This window comes from Vogesella sp. AC12 (assembly GCF_024437575.1).
Taxonomy (GTDB): Bacteria; Pseudomonadota; Gammaproteobacteria; order Burkholderiales; family Chromobacteriaceae; genus Vogesella; species Vogesella indigofera.
Genome location: NZ_JANFNU010000001.1, coordinates 689,594 through 707,189, shown reverse-complemented (window position 1 = coordinate 707,189; position 17,596 = coordinate 689,594). Strand labels below are relative to the sequence as shown.

The window sequence follows — 17,596 nt, the reverse complement described above, 5'->3', positions numbered from 1 at the left end:
CCGCCGGCGGCCGCGCCGCGGGCTACCAGCGCTGGGCTCCGTCAACGATCAGCTTGACCCCGGCCAGCAACAGGCCGGCATACGACACCCGGTAGAACCACTGCCGTTGCAGGCGGCCCGCCAGATAGACCCCCAGCAGCACCCCCGCGATGCCAACCGGCAGCAGCGCCAGCGCCATGCGCATGTTGCCGCCGGAGAGCAGGTCCATCTGGTAGTACAGCGGCCACTTCATGGCATTCACCATGAAAAAGAATACCGCGCTGGTGCCGGCCAGATAGCCGGGCGCCATGTTGCGCGCCAGGCAGTACATCATCATCGGCGGCCCGCCCGCATGGCAGATAAAGCTGGCAAAACCCGACAGCGCCGACATCAGCCAGGCGAGCGGGCGCCAGTGCCAATCGATGCGCCCGACAGGCAGCAGCCGCTGCAACAGGAAACACAGGGTCATGGCGCCGACCAGCACCGATACCACGGCCAGGCTCACCACGCTGAGCAGCAGCCAGCCCAGCAGCACACCGCACAGCCCCGCCGGCAGACAGTGCTTCAGCACCGCGCCATCCACCGATTTGCGCAGTGAATACACGCTGACCAGGTCCATCACCAGCAGCAAGGGCAGCATCACCGCCGCCGCCTGCGTGATCGGCATCGCCAGCGCCATCAGCGGCGTGGCAAAGGCGCCGAAGCCATTGGCAAAGCCACTCTTGCTCAGCCCCATCAGCAGCACGGCGGCAATGGCGGGCGGTAGCCAGTCAGCGGGCATCACTTGCGCCTTTCATCGTGCCAGGGATCGCGGCGGGGCGTTGTCACGCGCCGTCACGTCGCGGCCCTGTCGCGTGCCCCGGCCGTTGCCGGCCGGCACCGCATTGAAAAAAATAGCCACCCCGCAGGGTGGCAAAAACACAAACGCCTTGGGAGAGTTGCGTCCGTCTTACTTCATCGTTGGCATCGCGAATTCGGCGCCGGCGCGGATGCCGGTTGGCCAGCGGCTGGTCACCGCCTTCATGCGGGTATAGAAGCGCACCCCTTCCGGACCGTGCATGTGGTGGTCGCCGAACAGCGACGCTTTCCAGCCGCCGAAGCTGTGGAACGCCATCGGCACCGGCAGCGGCACGTTGATGCCGACCATGCCGACCTGGATGCGGTGCACGAATTCGCGCGCCGAATCGCCGTCGCGGGTAAAGATGGCGGTGCCGTTGCCGAAGGCGTGGTTGTTGATCATCTCCACCGCCTCGTTGAAGCTGTCGACGCGCACCACGCACAGCACCGGCCCGAAGATTTCTTCCTGGTAGATGACCATGTCGGTGCTGACGTTGTCGAACAGGCAGCCGCCGAGGAAGAAACCGTCCTCGCAGCCCGGCACGGAGAGGCCGCGACCGTCCACCACCAGTCTGGCGCCCTCTTCCACGCCGCGGGCGATATAGCCGCTGACCTTGTCGAGATGGGTGCGCGTCACCAGCGGGCCCATTTCCGACTGCGGATCGTTGCCGGGGCCGACTTTCAGTGTCTTGAGACGGGTTGCCAGTTTTTCCACCAGCGCATCGGCGACATTGCCGACCGCCACCGCCACCGAGATCGCCATGCAGCGCTCGCCGGCCGAGCCGTAGGCGGCGCCCATCAGCGCGTCGACGGTCTGTTCCAGATCGGCATCCGGCATCACCACCATGTGGTTCTTGGCGCCGCCCAGTGCCTGCACGCGCTTGCCGTGGCGGGCGCCGGTTTCGTAGATGTACTGCGCGATCGGGGTGGAGCCGACGAAGCTCACCGCCTGCACGTCCGGATGCGTCAGCAGGCCGTCCACCGCCAGCTTGTCGCCCTGCAGCACGCCGAACACGCCGTCCGGCAGGCCGGCTTCTTTCAGCAGCTCGGCAATCAGCAGCGCCGCCGACGGATCACGTTCCGACGGCTTCAGGATGAAGCAGTTGCCGCAGGCCAGCGCCACCGGGAACATCCACATCGGCACCATCGCCGGGAAGTTGAACGGGGTAATGCCGGCGACCACGCCCAGCGGCTGGCGCATGCTCCAGGCGTCGATGCCGCGGCCAACCTGTTCGGTGTACTCGCCCTTCAGCAACTGAGGAATGCCGCAGGCGAATTCCACCACTTCCAGGCCGCGGGCGACTTCGCCCAGCGCATCGGAATGCACCTTGCCGTGCTCGCTGGAGATGATGGCGGCCAGCTCGTGCTGGCGCGCTTCCAGCAATTCCTTGAACTTGAACATCACGCGGGAGCGGCGCAACGGCGAGGTATCGGCCCAGGCCGGGAAGGCAGCCTTGGCGGCGGCGACGGCGGCGTTGACATCGGCGTTGTCGGCCAACAGTACGTCGGCTTGTGCCTGACCGGTGGCCGGGTTGTACACCGTGCTGGTGCGGCTGCCGTGACCGGCGGTTTGCTGGCCGTTGATGAAGTGGCTGAGGATGCGGTTCATGTCATTTATCCTGTACTGGCGGGCGATACTCTGCCCCGGCAGCCCGCGTGCGGGTCTGCCTGTGGTCGTGTTCTTAGGTCGTGGGGGTTCGGTTTACGGCTTGGCGATGATCCACTCGTGCGCCGGGTCGTTCTTGAAGCACCATTCGCGCTTCGGACCGGCCATCACGTTGAGGTAGTAGGACTCGTAGCCGTAGGGCACGGACACCGGGTGGTAGCCTTCCGGCACCATCACCACGTCGTGGTCTTCCACTGCCATCGATTGATCGATGCGGCGGTCGTCGGTGTACACGCGTTGGAAGGCAAAGCCCTGCGCCGGGTTCAGCCGGTGGTAGTAGGTTTCTTCCAGCACACTTTCTTCCGGCAGCGCGTCGCGATCGTGCTTGTGCGGCGGGTAGCTGGAGGAGTGGCCGGACGGGGTGCGCACTTCCACCACCAGCAGGCCGTCGGCCGGCTCGCCCTGCGGCAGGATGTCGGTGACGTAGCGGGTGTTGGCGTCCTTACCGCGCACGCTGCGCTGCATGCTGTCCGGGGTGATCAGCCGTGCCGGATGGTTGCCGGCGGACGGCGCCGAGCAGAACGCCACTTCGGCAGCGCTCTCGGCGGTCACTTCCACCGCCACGCCCGGCGGCGCGTACACCGCGTACGGCGCCATGTTGTCGAACACGCTCTGGCGCTCGCCCAGGTGCGTCCACTGCTGCTCGCCCACCTTGACGCTGGCCTTGCCGGCCAGAATCACCACACAGCACTCGCGGCCCGGCTGCTGCCACACTTCGCGTTCCTGTGCGGCCAACTTGACGGCGCGAAAGCCGACATGGATCCAGCCTGCCGACGCCGGGGTCACCTCCACCAGCGGCTTGCCAGCCTGGTCTGCCTTAACCAGCAAATTCATGCCTTCTCTCCTCAGGACAGGCCGGCAACCAGCCCGGACAGGGTGTTGAAGCCCTTCTGTGCATATTCGTAGCTCGGCGCGATGGTCGGATCCTGCTCCGCTTCCACCACCAGCCAGCCCTGGTAACCGTGCTGCGCCAGACGCGCCAGGATCGGCCCGAACTGGATGTCGCCGTCGCCGGGCACGGTAAAGGCGCCGTTGAGTACCGACTGCAAAAAGCTCCAGCTGCCGTTGCGGGCTCGGCGGATCACTTCGGCGCGCACGTCCTTGCAGTGCACGTGCACCACGCGGTCGATGTGCTTGTTCAGTTCGGTCAGCGGATCGCCACCGGCAAAGCACATGTGGCCGGCATCGAACAGCAGGCCCACTTCCGGCCCGGTCAGCGCCATCAGCTTGTCGACGTCGGACGGATGCTCGACGTAGGCGCCCATGTGGTGATGGTAGGCCAGCTTGATGCCGCGTGACGCCAGGTGGCGGCCGAACTGGTTCAGCTTGGCGGCGTACTGCTGCCAGGCTTCCTCGCTGGTAAAGGTTGGCCGCTTGTACAGCGGGGTGTCGATCTGGCCCTGGATGGAGCCGGCCACCTCGCCGTACACCATCACCTGGCAACCGCTTTCCACCAGCAGGCGCAGATGGTTTTCCACGCTGGCGATTTCCTCCTCCACCGAACGCTCGGCCAGCTGGCCGGAATACCAGCCGGACACGCACTCCACGCCGTACGGTGCCAGCACCGCCTTCAGCGCCGCCGCGTCACGCGGAAACTTGTTGCCCAGCTCGAAGCCCTGGTAACCGATCTCGCTGCCTTCGCGCAGGATGGTGTCCAGCGTCACGTCACCGCCCAGCGACGGCAGGTCATCGTTGCACCAGGAAATCGGGTTGATGCCGATCTTTACCTTGAAAGTGGAAGTCATAGTGTTGTCCGTGTCTTTGCTTGCTGTTGTCGTTGGCTGCCGTGATGGCGTGCTTACTGCTGGGCCTGGCGCCGTTGCGCCTGCCAGATATCGATCAGGGTTTCAAAATTGTGACGGGCGGCGGCGATCAGGCCGGCATCGTCGATCTCGCCGGCCAGCCAGCGCTGCGACGGTTCCTGGAACAGGGTGCGGCCAACCATGAAGCCACGGCAGCTGCGGCTGTTGCGTGCCTGCTCGAAACCCTTGCGCAACTCGCCCACCGGCGCGTTCAGCCCCAGCAGCACCACGCCGCGGCAGTACGGATCGCGCTGTTCCAGCAGGGTGTCGATGTCCTGCCACTGCTCGGCGCTCATCGACTCCAGCTTCCACCATTCAGGGTAGATGCCGAGGTTGTAGAAGCGCTTCAGCGCGCGCAGCACGGTGTCCGGCTGTTGCGGCAGTTTCCGGGACGGGATCACCTCCAGCAGCAGTTCGTGGCCGCTGAGCTGTGCCATCTGGTACACGGCGCGCACCTGCGCCTCCTGCTCCAGACGGTTGCCGACTTCATCGTCCGGGTGGTACTGCACCAGACACTTGATGATGTGTTCCTGCGGCCAGATTTCCAGCCGTGCCGCCAGCGCGCGGCCGTGGTCGAATTCCAGCGGGTTGGAGCCGGGCAGTTCGATCGGGCGGCCGATCCACCAGCCGCGGCCGGTGGCGGCGTACATCGCGTCCTCGCCGTAGCGGTCGTCGACCAGGATGCCGGTGCGGCCCTGCAGGCCACTGGCGGCTTCGGTCTGTGCCACCGCCTGCACCAGCAGCGTTTTCAGCTGCGAGATACGGCTTTCCGGCACGCCGTTCTGCCGGGCCAGCTCGAAGAACTGGTTGCGGTGGTCAAAGGCGAACACGCACAGGTTGTCCCACTGCTTGCGCTTGACGCTGACGCGGTGCAGCCGGGCCAGGGTCGGGTCTTCTGCCGGGCGCAGCGGCGTTACCGCCAGACCCAGGAAGTAGTCCAGCTCCGCCGGGGTCGGCATCGCCACCGAGCAGCCGTGGCGCGACACCACCAGCGCGCCGCAGGCATTGGCACGGCGGCAGCAGCTGGCGTAGTCCTCGCCCCGCAGCCACGCCGACAGGAAACCGGACAGGAAGGCGTCGCCGGCACCGAGCACGTTCATCACTTCCACCTGCGCACCGCTGATGGTGAAGGCGTCGTCGATGTCGGCCGGGATGTCGCCGTCGATCACCGCGCAGCCCAGCGGGCCACGCTTGACCACCAGCACCGCCTGCGGCGCCAGCTGGCGCACCACTTGCAGGCAGTCCAGCAGCGCCGGCTTGCCACCGGCGATCAGGAATTCTTCTTCGGTGCCGACGATCAGGTCGAACAGCGGCAGCACCGATTGCAGGTGGGCGCTGACGGCATCGTCGGCAATGAAACGCTGCTCGCCGTCACCGCGGCCGGTCAGGCCCCACAGCACCGGACGGTAGTCGATGTCCAGCACGGTGCGCACATTGTGCTTGCGGGCAAAACCGAGCGCCTTGCGGCTGGCGGCGTTCACCTTTTCGGTGGACAGGTGGGTGCCGGTAATCAGCAGGCTCTTGCTGCTGGCGATGAAGGCTTCGTCGATATCGTCTTCGCACAGCGCCATGTCGGCGCAGTTCTCGCGGTAGAACAGCAGCGGAAAGGTATCGCGGTCCTTGATGCCCAGCAGCACCACCCCGGTCAGCCGCTGCGCGTCGATTTTCACCTGGCTGATGTCACAGCCTTCCTTCTCCAGCGTTTCCAGCAGGAAGCGCCCCATCTGCTCGTCGCCGACCCGCGACAGCATCGCCGACTTCAGCCCCAGACGGGCGGTACCGAAGGCGATATTGGCAGAGGAACCACCAAGGTATTTGGCAAAGCTGCTCGCATCCTCCAGACGTGCACCCAGCTGGCGGGCGTAAAGGTCAACTGCCAGTCGCCCCAGGCAAATCACGTCGAGGTTACGGTCGGGTGCAAAGGATGTCTGGTTTTGCATGGTGTCGATTCCGTTGGTTTCAGAAGGTCAGTGGCGCCGGCTCCGGCATCTGCGCAGGGGTGTCGCCGTTGGCTACTGTCTTGCAACAAGATTAATCCTGCCCCGCCGCGAATGCAACTTTTTTTTCGTATTTATTTTCTACTAGAAATTTATTTCTGAAATATTTTTTTCAAAACGTCCGCTTTCGTTTTAAGATGTAACCATCAACCTACAAGGTCAAAACAGCATATGAGCAACGGAATCACTGCCGATCAACTCATGCAGCGCATTTCTGAGGAGTACGAAGGCCTCAGCAAGCAACTAAAGGTCATCGCCAAGTACATCGAGGAACACCGCCCGACGCTGGTGCTGGAGCGCATTACCGACATCGCCCAGGCCTGCGAGGTGCAGCCGTCTGCCATCGTGCGCTTTGCGCAACGCTTCGGTTTCAGTGGTTTCAGTGACATGCAGGCACTGTTCCGCGATTCGTTCGCGCCGGCGCAGGGCAACGTCAACAACTACCAGAAGCGCATCCGCACCGTCATTGCCAGCCAGGACACCCCGCTCTCCAACACCGAGCTGACGCAGAGCTTTCTTTCCGCCTGCCAGCAGGGGCTGGACGAGCTGAGCCAGTCGCTGGACCCGGCGGCGATCGACGCCGCGGTGGAGCTGTTGTACAAGGCAGAAAACATCTACGTGGTCGGCGTGCGCCGCATGTTTCCGATCGCGTCCTATGTCTGCTACGCACTGCAGCACACCCAGAAGCGGGTGCACCTGATCTCCGGCCTCGGCGGCATGTACCACGACCAGGTGCGCAGCATCCGTGAAAACGACCTGATGATCGCGATCAGCTTCCAGCCCTACGGCCGCGAGACCCGCTACTGCGCCCGCGTCGCCAGCCAGAACAAGGCCAAGCTGCTGGTGATCAGCGACAGCAAGATGAGCCCGCTGGCGCGCAACGCCAGCACCGTGCTGACGGTCAAGGAAGGCACCGCTTTCGCCTTCCGCTCGATGAGCAGCACCATCAGCCTTTGCCAGGCCCTGTTCATTGCCCTGTCTTACCGGCTGGAACTGGTGATTGAAGAGACGCAGGACGCCGGGGCTTATGACGACTGACCAGGATGGCGGACAGGATCAGGCCGGCGCCTAGCCACTGCTGTCCCGTCATCACCGAACCGAACCACCAGCTGGCCAGCAGCGCCGTCCACACCGGCTCCAGCAGCAGGATGAAGGCGGCCCGGGCGATCGGCATCTTGCCCTGCCCCCAGTTCTGCAGCAAAAAGCGCAGGCACGTCGCCAGCAGGATGCTGGCCAGCAGCCAGTGCCCGCTGGCCAGCAGCGCCGGCCACGACCACGCCTCCCCCGGCACGCTCCCCAACAGACACATCACTCCCACCATCAAGAGCTGCAGCGCGGTGGCAGGCAGCGCCGGCACCCGCGCCATGAAATGACTGTTGAGGCTGAGATAGGCGGCGGAACACAGCGCGAACGCCAGAAACAGCCAGTCCGACGCGTGCAGGCCGCCACCGGCACGCAGCGACATGCAGGCCATGCCCAGCCCCGCCAGCGCCATCGACACCCACGCCGCCCGGCTCAAGCGCGTACCCAGCAGCAGGCGGCTGGCAAACGGTGCCAGCACCACGCCCATGCTGCAGATGAAGGCCGCCACCCCGAGGTTGCTGCTGTGCTGCAAGCCCTTGATCCACAGCATCATCGACACCCCGAACAGCAGGCCGCAGCCCAGGGTTGGCCGCAACGCCCGGCGCGGCAGCACCGCCCCGCGCCAGCGGCCCAGCAAGAACAACAGCAGGCCGGCCGTGCCGAAACGCAGGCCCATGAACAGCAGCGGCGGCAGCTGCTGCAATACCTGCTTCGAAAACAGCCAGCCACTGGCTGCCAGCAACGTCACCAGTAGCAGCACCGCATCCGCCGCCGCCACCTTGCCTACCCTTGCCTGATCCAAGAACACTTACCCGCAAAAACCCCGCCGCAGCGGGGTATACCAATGACAAAGGCCCGGGAAACCCGGGCCGAGTACAAGGTTGGCCGCAATGCGGCCAACCTTGAAAAAACAATCAGCTGCGACGATGACGCTGACGATACTGGTCGGCTACCACCGCCACCACGATGATCACACCTTTGACGATTTCCTGATAGTAGGCGTCGATGCGCAGGAAGGTGAAGCCCGAGGTCACCACCCCGAGGATCAGCACGCCGATCACGGTGCCGGTGATCTTGCCGAGGCCGCCGTTGAGCGAGGTGCCACCGATGACCGCCGCGGCAATCGCGTCCAGCTCGTACATCATGCCCATGCCGGCCTGACCGGATACGGCGCGGGAGGAGGTCACCACCCCGGCGAGGCCCGACAGCAGACCGGCCACCGCGTATACCACCACCAGATGGCGCCCGACGTTGATGCCGGACACCCGTGCCGCGGCGCGGTTGGCACCGATGGCGTAGGTGTACTTGCCGTAGCGGGTGTAGCTGAGGATCACGTGGAACAGCGCGGCCACACCGAGGAAGATCAGCACCGGCGTCACGCCGCTGCCGATTTCGGCGTAGCTGTCGGACAGCATGCTGATCGGCTCGCCTTCGGTATACCACTTGGCCAGGCCACGGGCGGTCACCATCAGGCCCAGCGTCGCGATGAACGGCGGGATCGCGGTCTTGGCAATCACGAAGCCGTTGAGCAGGCCACAAGCCAGCCCCACCACCAGGCCGGACAGCAGCGGCACCACCATCGGCAGGTCGGTCAGCGACGGGAACACCGCGCGGCCGAAGTCCGAGGTTTGCGCCAGACTGGCCGACACCATGGCGGTGAGCGCCACCACCGAGCCGGACGACAGGTCGATGCCACCCATGATGATGATCTGGGTCACGCCGACGGCGATGATGCCGATCACCGACACCTGCAGGATCATCACCAGCAGGCGATCCTTGTTGGCAAGAAAGCTCTGTCCGACCAGGAACCAGCCCAGAATTTCGAAAATCAGCGCCACACCGAGCAGCACCATGAAAATCCGTGCTTCGGCAGGGATCCTGAATTTGCTCAGCGGCCCTTTGTCGAGCTTGTCGATCGTGCCGGTATTCGCGATAGCCATCGTTCCATCCTCCATGTTTGTCTTGTGGCACTGTGACAGTGCTTACTGCTGTTAGCGTTGTGCTGGCGCGGCGGTTTAGCTGGCGGCCAGTTGCATGATGCTGACCTGGTCGGCATCGGCGCGATCGAGGATGCCGGTCACCCTACCGCCGTGCATCACCATGATGCGATCGCTCATGCCCAGCACTTCCGGCAATTCCGACGAGATCATGATTACCGCCACGCCCTGCCCCGCCAGCTTGGAAATCAGGCGGTGGATCTCGGCCTTGGCGCCGACGTCGATGCCGCGGGTCGGTTCGTCCAGGATCAGGATGCGCGGATTGGTCAGCAGCCAGCGGCCGATCAGCACCTTCTGCTGGTTGCCGCCGGACAGGTTCTCCACCCGTTCGTACAGCCCCGGTGCCTTCACCCGCAACGTCGCCGCCATGCTTTCGCACAGCTGGTCGATCGTCTTCTGGTGCACGAAACCGGCGGTGAGGTGATCGTCGTTCAGCACCGAGATCTGCATGTTCTCCAGGATGCTGAGATTGAGGAAACAGCCGGTGTCCTTGCGGTCTTCGGTGAGGAAGGCCATGCCCTGCGCCATCGCCACCTGCGGCGAATCGACGGTCACCGCCTTGCCGAAAATGCTGATGCTGCCGGCGCTGGCCGGGGTTACCCCGAACAGCGTCTCCGCCACATTGCTGCGGCCGGAACCGATCAGGCCGGCGACGCCGAGAATCTCGCCCTGGCGCACCTCGAAGCTCACGTCGCTGAAGACGCCGTCCAGGGTCAGGCCCCGTACCGTCAGCGCCACGTCGCCGATCTTGGCGGGCTCCTTGGGGAACATCTCGGTGATCTCGCGGCCAACCATCATGCTGATGATCTCGTCGCGCTCCAGGCGCTCGGCCTGCTTGCAGCCGATGAAACGGCCGTCACGGAATACGGTGACTTCGTCGGCGATTTCCGCCAGCTCGTTCATCTTGTGGGTGATGTAGATGATGCCCTTGCCCGCCGCGCGCAGCTCGCGAATGATGCGGAACAGGTGCGACACCTCGTGCTCGGTCAGCGCCGAGGTCGGCTCGTCCATGATCAGCACGTCGGAGTCGTAGGACACTGCCTTGGCGATTTCCACCATCTGGCGGGCGGAAATGCTGAGGTCGATGATGTTGCTTTCCGGATCCAGCTCGATGGACAGCTGTTGTAGCAGTTCGCGCGTCATCTGGTTCATGCGGCCGTGATCGACCATGCCCAGACGGTTCAGCGGCTCGCGGCGGATCCAGATGTTTTCCGCCACGCTCATGTACGGCATCAGGTTCAGCTCCTGATGGATCATGGCGATGCCGTGTTCCAGTGCGTCCAGCGGCGACTTCAGCACGATATCGCGGCCACGCAGGCGGAAGACGCCCTTGTCCGGCTCGTGCACCCCGGCCAGGATTTTCATCAGCGTGGATTTGCCGGCGCCGTTTTCGCCCATCAGGGCGTGCACGGTGCCCGGACGCAGGCGGAAGGAGGCATTGTCCAGCGCCACCACACCCGGAAACGTCTTGCGGACACCTTCCACTTCGATCAGCAGGGTCGCTTCCGGCTGTGATGTTGCGGCGGCCTCGGCAGCCGCGGCGACAACTTTCTCTGGTGCTAAACTCAACATGACTCGTGTTCCTTTGCAGCGCCGCAGCGGGTCGCCTGCCCCCACCGCGGCAACACAGACAATCAGTTACGCGCTTCGTAGGACTTCAGGTTGGCCGGGGTCACCAGCTCGAACGGAATGTAGTTCATCGACGGTACTTTTTCGCCGCGGCCGAGCTTCAGTGCGGTGTCGATGGCGCCACGGCCCTGGCCGGCGGCATTCTGGAACACGGTGACTTTCAGGTCGCCGGACTTCATCGCGGTCAGCGCGTCGCGGGTGGCATCGACACCGGCGACGATGGTACCGTTCAGGCGCTTGGCGGATTTCAGCGCCTGGATCGCGCCCAGCGCCATTTCGTCATTGTTGGACACCACCGCGTCAAATTTCACGCCGGCGCTGAGCCAGTTCATCATCAGGTCGCGGCCTTCGGTGCGCGACCACTTGGCGGTCTGCTTCTCCACGATCTTGATGCCCTTGCACGCCGGGGTGGCAATCACGTCTTCCACGTCCTTGGTGCGCATGCGCGCAGCCTGGTTGGACAGGTCACCCATCATCACCACGATGTTGCCCTTGCCGCCCATCTGGCGGCACACCTCTTTCATCTGCAGGGTGCCGGACTCCACCTCGTTGGAACCGACAAACGCCACCTTGGCCGGCAGCACGCGGTCGGCCGGCAGGCGGTTCACGTACACCAGCGGGATGCCGGCAGCCGACACCATCTTGGTGATTTTGGGTGTCACTTCGGTATCCACCACGTTCACCACGATGGCGTCCACGCGCTGGGCGATGAAGTTCTGTACCTGGGAGATCTGACGACCGATGTCGTTCTGCGCATCTTCAAACTGGACGCTGACGTCCTTCTGGCTGCCGGCGTGGGACTTCATGCTGTTGCGCAATACGGTCAGGAAGTTGTCGTCAAAAGCCGACATGGTGACGCCGATCTTGGCGGCAGAGGCAGGCATGGCGGCGGTGGCCAGTGCAACGAATACAGCAGAACCAGCAAGCTTGGTAATACGTTTCATCGGTGTGTCTCCTGTGTTTTTTTGATTTGCTACCGGGCCGTTGAGTGCCGTGTCAGTTGCGAGCAACTCCAGCGGCGTCTTCGGCAAATCCGTATTGCTAAGATAAGTGTTGCCGCCGACAATTGCAAATAAAATTTCACATAAAAATTTAAGTAGAAATTTATTTCTACAAAGCCACCACACCATGCCTCGGGCATCGGGCGGCGTGCCCGCCGCCAGCGACACCCGGCAGCAGAAAACCGCCGCGCCCGACCCCGCCGGTGCTACCGCGACAGCGCATGGGCAGCCGCTGCCTCAGGCGAGCTGTCACCCGCCGCCGCCGCAAACGCCGCGAACTGCACGCCACCACGGCAAGCGCTTGCGGCCAACCTTTGTCGCCAAGGTTGGCCGCAAAAAACAAGCGGGCCGCCCATCGCTGGGCGACCCGCTTGGCGGGACAAGACGACCCTCAGCCGCTGACGCTCAAGCGCACACTCAGACGCGCTGCTGGCGCACCGCCTGCTCGTAGCGCTCGCGTGCCGCGTTCACCTCGCTGCGCTCCGACACCTGCGGAATGCCCACCTGCCACCAGCTGCCACCTTCCGGCGTGCACTGCGGGCCGTCCACCTGCAGGCTGATCAGGTAGCTCTTGGTCGACGCGCGCGCGCGCTTCATCGCCTCGGCAAACTCGGCAACGCTGCACACCGTTTCCGCCGCCGCGCCCAGCGAGCGGGCGTTCATTTCGAAATCGATGGTCGGCGCACCGTCCGGCCCGGTCAGGCAGTGCTCGTACATATTGTTGAACTGCGCGCCGCCGCAGGCCTGCTGCAGGCGGTTGATGCAGGCGTAGCCGGCGTTGTCCAGCAGCACCACGATGATCTTGTGACCCAGCATCACCGAGGTGGCCAGCTCGTTGTTCAGCATCATGTAGCTGCCGTCGCCCACCATCACGATCACCTCGCGCTCCGGCTGCGCCATCTTGGCACCGAGGCCGCCGGCCACTTCGTAGCCCATGCAGGAGTAGCCGTATTCCATGTGGTAGCCGCCGGGACGGCTGGTACGCCACAGCTTGTGCAGCTCGGCCGGCAAGGTGCCCGCCGCGCACACCACGATGTCGTTGGCGGTGGAATCGGCCGACGAGGCCTGCACCGCGCCGATGGCTTCGGCGTAGGTCGGCAGCGCCGCGCGCGGGCTGACCACGATCTCCGCCACCTGGCGGCGCCAGGCGTCGCACAGCCGCCGCGCCTGCGTGTCCCACGCCGCCTCGCTGTGCCAGTCGCCAAGCGCGGCACTCAGTGCCGTCAGACCGGCCGTGGCGTCGGCCTGGATGCTGCAGCCGCCCCACTTGATGGCGTCGAAGGTATTGACGTTGATCGACAGCAGTTTGGCCTGCGCGTACAGCGTGTGCGAGCCGGTGGTGAAATCCTGCAGCCGGGTGCCCACCGCCAGCACCACGTCGGCGTCCTGCGCCAGCGCGTTGGCCGCCGGCGAGCCGGTGACGCCGATGGAGCCGGCCAGCAGCGGGTGATCCCACGCCAGCGCACCCTTGCCGCCGTGGGTCTCGCCCACCGGAATGCCGTGCTTGTCGGCAAACCGGCGCAGCGCGGCCACGCCGCCCTGGCTGTACAGTACGCCGCCGCCGGTGACGATCAGCGGCCGCTTAGCGTTTTTCAGGATCTCGGCCAGCTCCGCCACTTCGGCGGCCTCGGCCGGCGGCTGGCGGAAGCGGATGGTGCGTTCGTTAAAGAACGATTCCGGCCAGTCATGCGCCAGCGCCTGCACGTCCTGCGGCAGCGCCAGCGTCACCGGGCCGCACAGCGCCGGATCGGTCAGGTAGGCGATGGCGCGCGGCAGCGCGGTGAGCAGCTGTTCCGGCACCACGATGCGATCGAAATAGCGCGATACCGGGCGCAGGGTGTCGGCGGCGGAAACACCGCCGTCGTGGAAGTCTTCTACCTGCTGCAGCACCGGGTCCGGCGCGCGGGTGATGAAGATGTCGCCCGGCAGCAGCAGCATCGGCAGACGGTTGACGTGCGCGGTGGCCGCGGCGGTGACCAGGTTGTTGCAGCCGGGGCCGATGGAGGTGGTCACCGCCATCATGCGACGGCGGAAGTGCGCCTTGGCATAGGCGGCGGCAGCCAGCGCCATGCCTTGTTCGTTGTGGGCGCGGAAAGTCGGCAGCGCGTCGCGCATCGCGTACAGCGCCTCGCCGAGACCCGCCACGTTACCGTGGCCGAAAATCGCCCATACGCCACCAAAAAGCTGCTCGCGCGTGCCGTCCTCGGCCTCCACATACTGCGCAGCCAGAAAGCGCACCAGCGCCTGGGCCACCGTCAAGCGTACTGTCTTCACCTTTGTCTCCTTGTCCATGCGGCCTGCCGTGGGCCGTTACGCCGCCGTCAGCGTGCGGCTACCTGCTCACGATATAGGAACGGCGTCATTTTGCAAAATATTTTCTTAAATTTAAATCAATAGAAATTAATTTCGCAACGTCGCTTGCGCCTGTGTCAGCCATCAGCCCAGATACGGCTGCTGCCCCATGTTCTCCGGCAGATACAGCCGGAACTCGCCCGCCGCCGACGCCGCAGCATCCGCCGGCGCCATCTCCAGTGCCGCCAGCACATGCTGCAGCGCGCGGATCGCCTGCGTGTCCGGGTCCTGGTCGATCACCACGTCCAGCAGCCCCTGCTGCATGTACAGCCGGTGGTCGTCGGAAATCTCGTGCGTCACCCAGCACACCTTGTCCAGCGCAAAGCGGCGCAGCGCCGCCTCGATGCCGGGCGAACCGGCCCCGGTATTGTAGATGCCGGCGATCACGTCGCCGCGCTGGAAAGCCTGGCTCACCGCCCAGTAGCACTTGTCCGGGTCGTCGTGGGTTTCGCTGCTGCGCGCATCGCACTCCAGCTCCGGAAACTGCGCCGCCAGCACCTCGCGACAGCCGCGGCTGCGCTCGATATGGCCACGGTAGTCGCGGCGGCTGGATAGCAGCAGGATGCGGCCAACCTTGCGGCACAGCCGCCCCAGCAGATAGCCGGCGGTGCGGCCGGCGGCGTAGTTGTCGATGCCGACATAAGCCGCGTCCGGCACCTCGTCCACCCGCGTCACCACCATGGCAATATGTTCGCCGCGCGCGCGCGCCTGTTGCAGCGCCGCCCGCACCGCCGGCGTATCCGGCGCCGCCACGATCAGCGCCTGGCGCTGGTGGCGGCGCTGGGTGATGGCGCGCAGCAGCGCCGCCTCGTCCTGGTCCGGCGTCCACAGCCGGTGCACCACCAGCCGCTTGTCCAGCATCGCCACCCCGCGCTGCAACGCCTGGTTGAGGCGCAGGAAGAATGGCGAGCGGTTGTCCGGCAGCACGATGTCGATATGAATCAGCCCGTGGCGGGTTTCCGGCAGCAGCCGCGGTACCCCCAGCTGCCGCGCCGCCGCCACCACCTGCGCCCGCGCCCGCGCCGACACGCTGCCGCGCTCGTTCAGCACCCGGTCCACGGTGGCGATGCTGACGCCAGCCAACGCGGCGATCTCGACAAAGCGCGCGCTTTTCTTGCGGCGAGGAGGTGTATCCATGCGTGCTTCCCTGGTGATGGTGGTGGCGTGATGCAACGTTGGCCGCATGCCTTCCGGCGCGGGCGGCCAACTCTTTTTTTCCATGTTACGGACAAACCGGCCCCGGATGCGCCTGCTGCTTATCCGGGCTAGCGCCCATTTTGACGATTTATCGTCAACAACAGTGCTGCCATTTCTGTTGACGGCCTCTAGATTTAGCCAACACCAGCCCCCGACACAGGGTGCGGCCAACACTAAAAACCGGAGGAGATCATCATGAAAATTGCACTCGACCCCTATATGCACCGCCACCTCAGCCTGCCCGAGCTGGTGAAGAAAACCGCCGAGCTGGGCTACGACCAGATCGAGCTGTCACCGCGCGCCGACTTCCTCGACTGGTGGGTGATGCCGCGCGCCCACAAGCAGCGCATCGCCGAATTCAAGCGCGCGCTGCGCGAGCATGGCGTCGGCCTGGCCACCCTGCAGCCGATGTACCGCTGGGCCAGCCCGTTCGAGGACGAGCGCCAGTGGGCGATGAAGTGCTGGAAGAAAGCCATCGAAGTGTCGGTGGAAATGGGCTGCCAGCTGATGATCTCCGAATTCGGCCGTGGCGCCTCGCCGGAGCGCTCCGTCGGCCAGGGTGCCGGCGCCAATACCCGCGAGATGTGCGAGGCGGCCTGGTGGCGCTCGATGGAAGAGCTGGTGCCGATCTTCGAGCGCGAGGGCATCACGCTGTCCGTAGAGCCGCACCCGGAAGACTGGGTGGAAACCCTGGCCCCGGCGCTGGACATCGTGCGCGTGCTCGGCTCGGACAAGGTCAAGCTGTCCTACATCGCGCCGCACACCTTCTACTACGGCGACGACATGGCCGCCATGCTGCGCGAGGCCGCGCCGGTGCTGGCCCATGTGCGCGTGGCCGACACCTTCAACCACAAGGCCAGCTCGCAGCTGCGCTACATCGTCAACCCGCCCGGCTCCAGCCACATCCGCGTGCACCAGCACCTGGACATCGGCGAGGGCGAGATCGACTGGGACGTGTTCTTCGCCACCCTGGCCGACACCGGCTTCGACGGCGTGCTGTCGTCCTGCGTGTTCGCGTGGGAAGAACGCGCCGATGAATCCTCGCGCTTCATGCGCGGCGAAATCCAGCGCTACCTCGACAAGTACGCCCGTTAACCCGGCACCACGAATCCGTCACCCCGTGCCGCAACGGGGCCGGCCCCGCTTTACCCAGAACAAACAACCGGAGACACCGAACATGAGCCGCATCGACTTTGCCATCAACCGTATCAGCGCACCGCGCCTGTCGTTCCAGGACTACCTCGCCATGTGCCAGCGCCTGGGCGTAGCCACCATCGAGATCCGCAACGACCTGAACGGCGTGGAAATCAGCGACGGCACCGACCCGGCCGCCATCCGCGACGCCGCGCAGGCCGCCAATATCCGCATCCGCTCCATCAACGCGCTGTATCCATTCGATGTGTTCGATGCCGACCTGCAGGCGCGCGCGGTGAAACTGGCCGCCTACGCCCGCGACTGTGGCGCCGAAGCACTGGTGATGTGCCCGCTGAACAGCTGGGAAGACAAGCGCAGCGCCAGCGAGCGTTACCACGACCTGGTCAGCGCACTGAAGCAGCTGCGCCCGATCCTGGACGACCACGGCATTACCGGTCTGGTGGAACCGCTGGGCTTCGAAGAGTGCTCGCTGCGCCGCAAGTCCGACGCGGTGAAGGCGATTTTCGATGCCGCCGGCGAGCGCCACTACCAGCTGGTGCACGACACCTTCCACCATCACCTGTCCGGCGAGGACATCTTCTATCCGGAGCTGACCGGCCTGGTGCACATCTCCGGCGTGGAATCGACCGAGCTGGCCGACAACCAGATGCGTGACGGCCACCGCGTGCTGGTGGGCGATGCCGACCGCCTGGGCAACCTGCGCCAGCTGGCCATCCTGCTGCAGCGCGGCTACGACGGCGTGGTGTCGTTCGAGCCGTTTGCCGCCGAGATCATGGAAGCGACCGACAGCGAAGCGCTGCTGCGCAGCAGCATGGACTACATCCGCCACTCGCTGACCTGAGCAAGACAAGCCCACAAGGTTGGCCGCAAGCCATGCGGCCAAGCTTGACCCGACAGCAAC

At 65.0% G+C, this 17,596-nt stretch carries 14 protein-coding genes; 3 read left to right on the top strand and 11 right to left on the bottom strand.

Annotation, left to right across the window (positions count from 1 at the left end):
* Positions 1–22: 22 nt before the first annotated feature.
* The 5 genes from NOM55_RS03535 to iolC form a co-directional block, all read right to left on the bottom strand.
* Positions 23–760, bottom strand: a complete 738-nt coding sequence (locus NOM55_RS03535; protein ID WP_255907518.1) for a sulfite exporter TauE/SafE family protein — start codon at positions 758–760, stop codon at positions 23–25.
* Between the two features lie 168 nt (positions 761–928).
* A complete protein-coding gene (locus tag NOM55_RS03530) occupies positions 929–2,425 on the bottom strand; it encodes a CoA-acylating methylmalonate-semialdehyde dehydrogenase (protein ID WP_255907517.1) in 1,497 nt (498 codons plus the stop codon).
* A 93-nt stretch (positions 2,426–2,518) separates the two neighbouring features.
* Complete coding sequence (gene iolB / locus NOM55_RS03525) at positions 2,519–3,316, bottom strand: 5-deoxy-glucuronate isomerase (RefSeq protein WP_255907516.1); 798 nt, start codon at positions 3,314–3,316, stop codon at positions 2,519–2,521.
* An 11-nt stretch (positions 3,317–3,327) separates the two neighbouring features.
* Positions 3,328–4,227: a myo-inosose-2 dehydratase gene (gene iolE, locus NOM55_RS03520; RefSeq protein WP_255907515.1), complete on the bottom strand. Its 900-nt coding sequence runs from the start codon at positions 4,225–4,227 to the stop codon at positions 3,328–3,330.
* 53 nt (positions 4,228–4,280) lie between these two features.
* Entirely contained in the window at positions 4,281–6,224 is a 1,944-nt protein-coding gene (iolC, locus tag NOM55_RS03515; RefSeq protein WP_255907514.1) for a 5-dehydro-2-deoxygluconokinase, read from the bottom strand.
* Positions 6,225–6,482: 258 nt separating this feature from the next.
* Between iolC and NOM55_RS03510 the strand changes: the two genes are divergently transcribed.
* Complete coding sequence (locus NOM55_RS03510; RefSeq protein ID WP_245961125.1) at positions 6,483–7,319, top strand: MurR/RpiR family transcriptional regulator; 837 nt, start codon at positions 6,483–6,485, stop codon at positions 7,317–7,319.
* On the opposite strand, the gene NOM55_RS03505 is transcribed toward NOM55_RS03510, so the two are convergent.
* From NOM55_RS03505 to NOM55_RS03480, 6 genes are all read right to left on the bottom strand, one after another.
* Positions 7,249–8,166, bottom strand: a complete 918-nt coding sequence (locus NOM55_RS03505; RefSeq protein ID WP_255907513.1) for a DMT family transporter — start codon at positions 8,164–8,166, stop codon at positions 7,249–7,251. The genes NOM55_RS03510 and NOM55_RS03505 overlap by 71 nt on opposite strands.
* Positions 8,167–8,278: 112 nt before the next feature.
* Positions 8,279–9,304, bottom strand: a complete 1,026-nt coding sequence (locus tag NOM55_RS03500; protein ID WP_255907512.1) for an ABC transporter permease — start codon at positions 9,302–9,304, stop codon at positions 8,279–8,281.
* 75 nt (positions 9,305–9,379) lie between these two features.
* On the bottom strand, positions 9,380–10,933 hold the full coding sequence (locus tag NOM55_RS03495) for a sugar ABC transporter ATP-binding protein (protein ID WP_255907511.1): 1,554 nt from the start codon (positions 10,931–10,933) through the stop codon (positions 9,380–9,382).
* Between the two features lie 62 nt (positions 10,934–10,995).
* Positions 10,996–11,934, bottom strand: a complete 939-nt coding sequence (locus NOM55_RS03490) for a sugar ABC transporter substrate-binding protein (protein ID WP_120810748.1) — start codon at positions 11,932–11,934, stop codon at positions 10,996–10,998.
* A gap of 474 nt (positions 11,935–12,408) precedes the next feature.
* Complete coding sequence (gene iolD / locus NOM55_RS03485; protein ID WP_245961126.1) at positions 12,409–14,265, bottom strand: 3D-(3,5/4)-trihydroxycyclohexane-1,2-dione acylhydrolase (decyclizing); 1,857 nt, start codon at positions 14,263–14,265, stop codon at positions 12,409–12,411.
* Positions 14,266–14,427: 162 nt separating this feature from the next.
* Positions 14,428–15,480 (bottom strand): LacI family DNA-binding transcriptional regulator, encoded by a 1,053-nt coding sequence (locus NOM55_RS03480; protein ID WP_255907510.1) that lies wholly within the window; start codon positions 15,478–15,480, stop codon positions 14,428–14,430.
* A 255-nt stretch (positions 15,481–15,735) separates the two neighbouring features.
* On the opposite strand from NOM55_RS03480, the gene NOM55_RS03475 reads away from it, so the two are divergent.
* Both NOM55_RS03475 and NOM55_RS03470 read left to right on the top strand, forming a co-directional pair.
* Positions 15,736–16,635 (top strand): sugar phosphate isomerase/epimerase family protein, encoded by a 900-nt coding sequence (locus NOM55_RS03475; protein ID WP_255907509.1) that lies wholly within the window; start codon positions 15,736–15,738, stop codon positions 16,633–16,635.
* 82 nt (positions 16,636–16,717) lie between these two features.
* Positions 16,718–17,536 carry a TIM barrel protein gene (locus NOM55_RS03470; protein WP_255907508.1) on the top strand — a complete coding sequence of 273 codons (819 nt, stop codon included), beginning with the start codon at positions 16,718–16,720 and terminating at the stop codon, positions 17,534–17,536.
* The last annotated feature ends 60 nt before the right edge of the window (positions 17,537–17,596 follow it).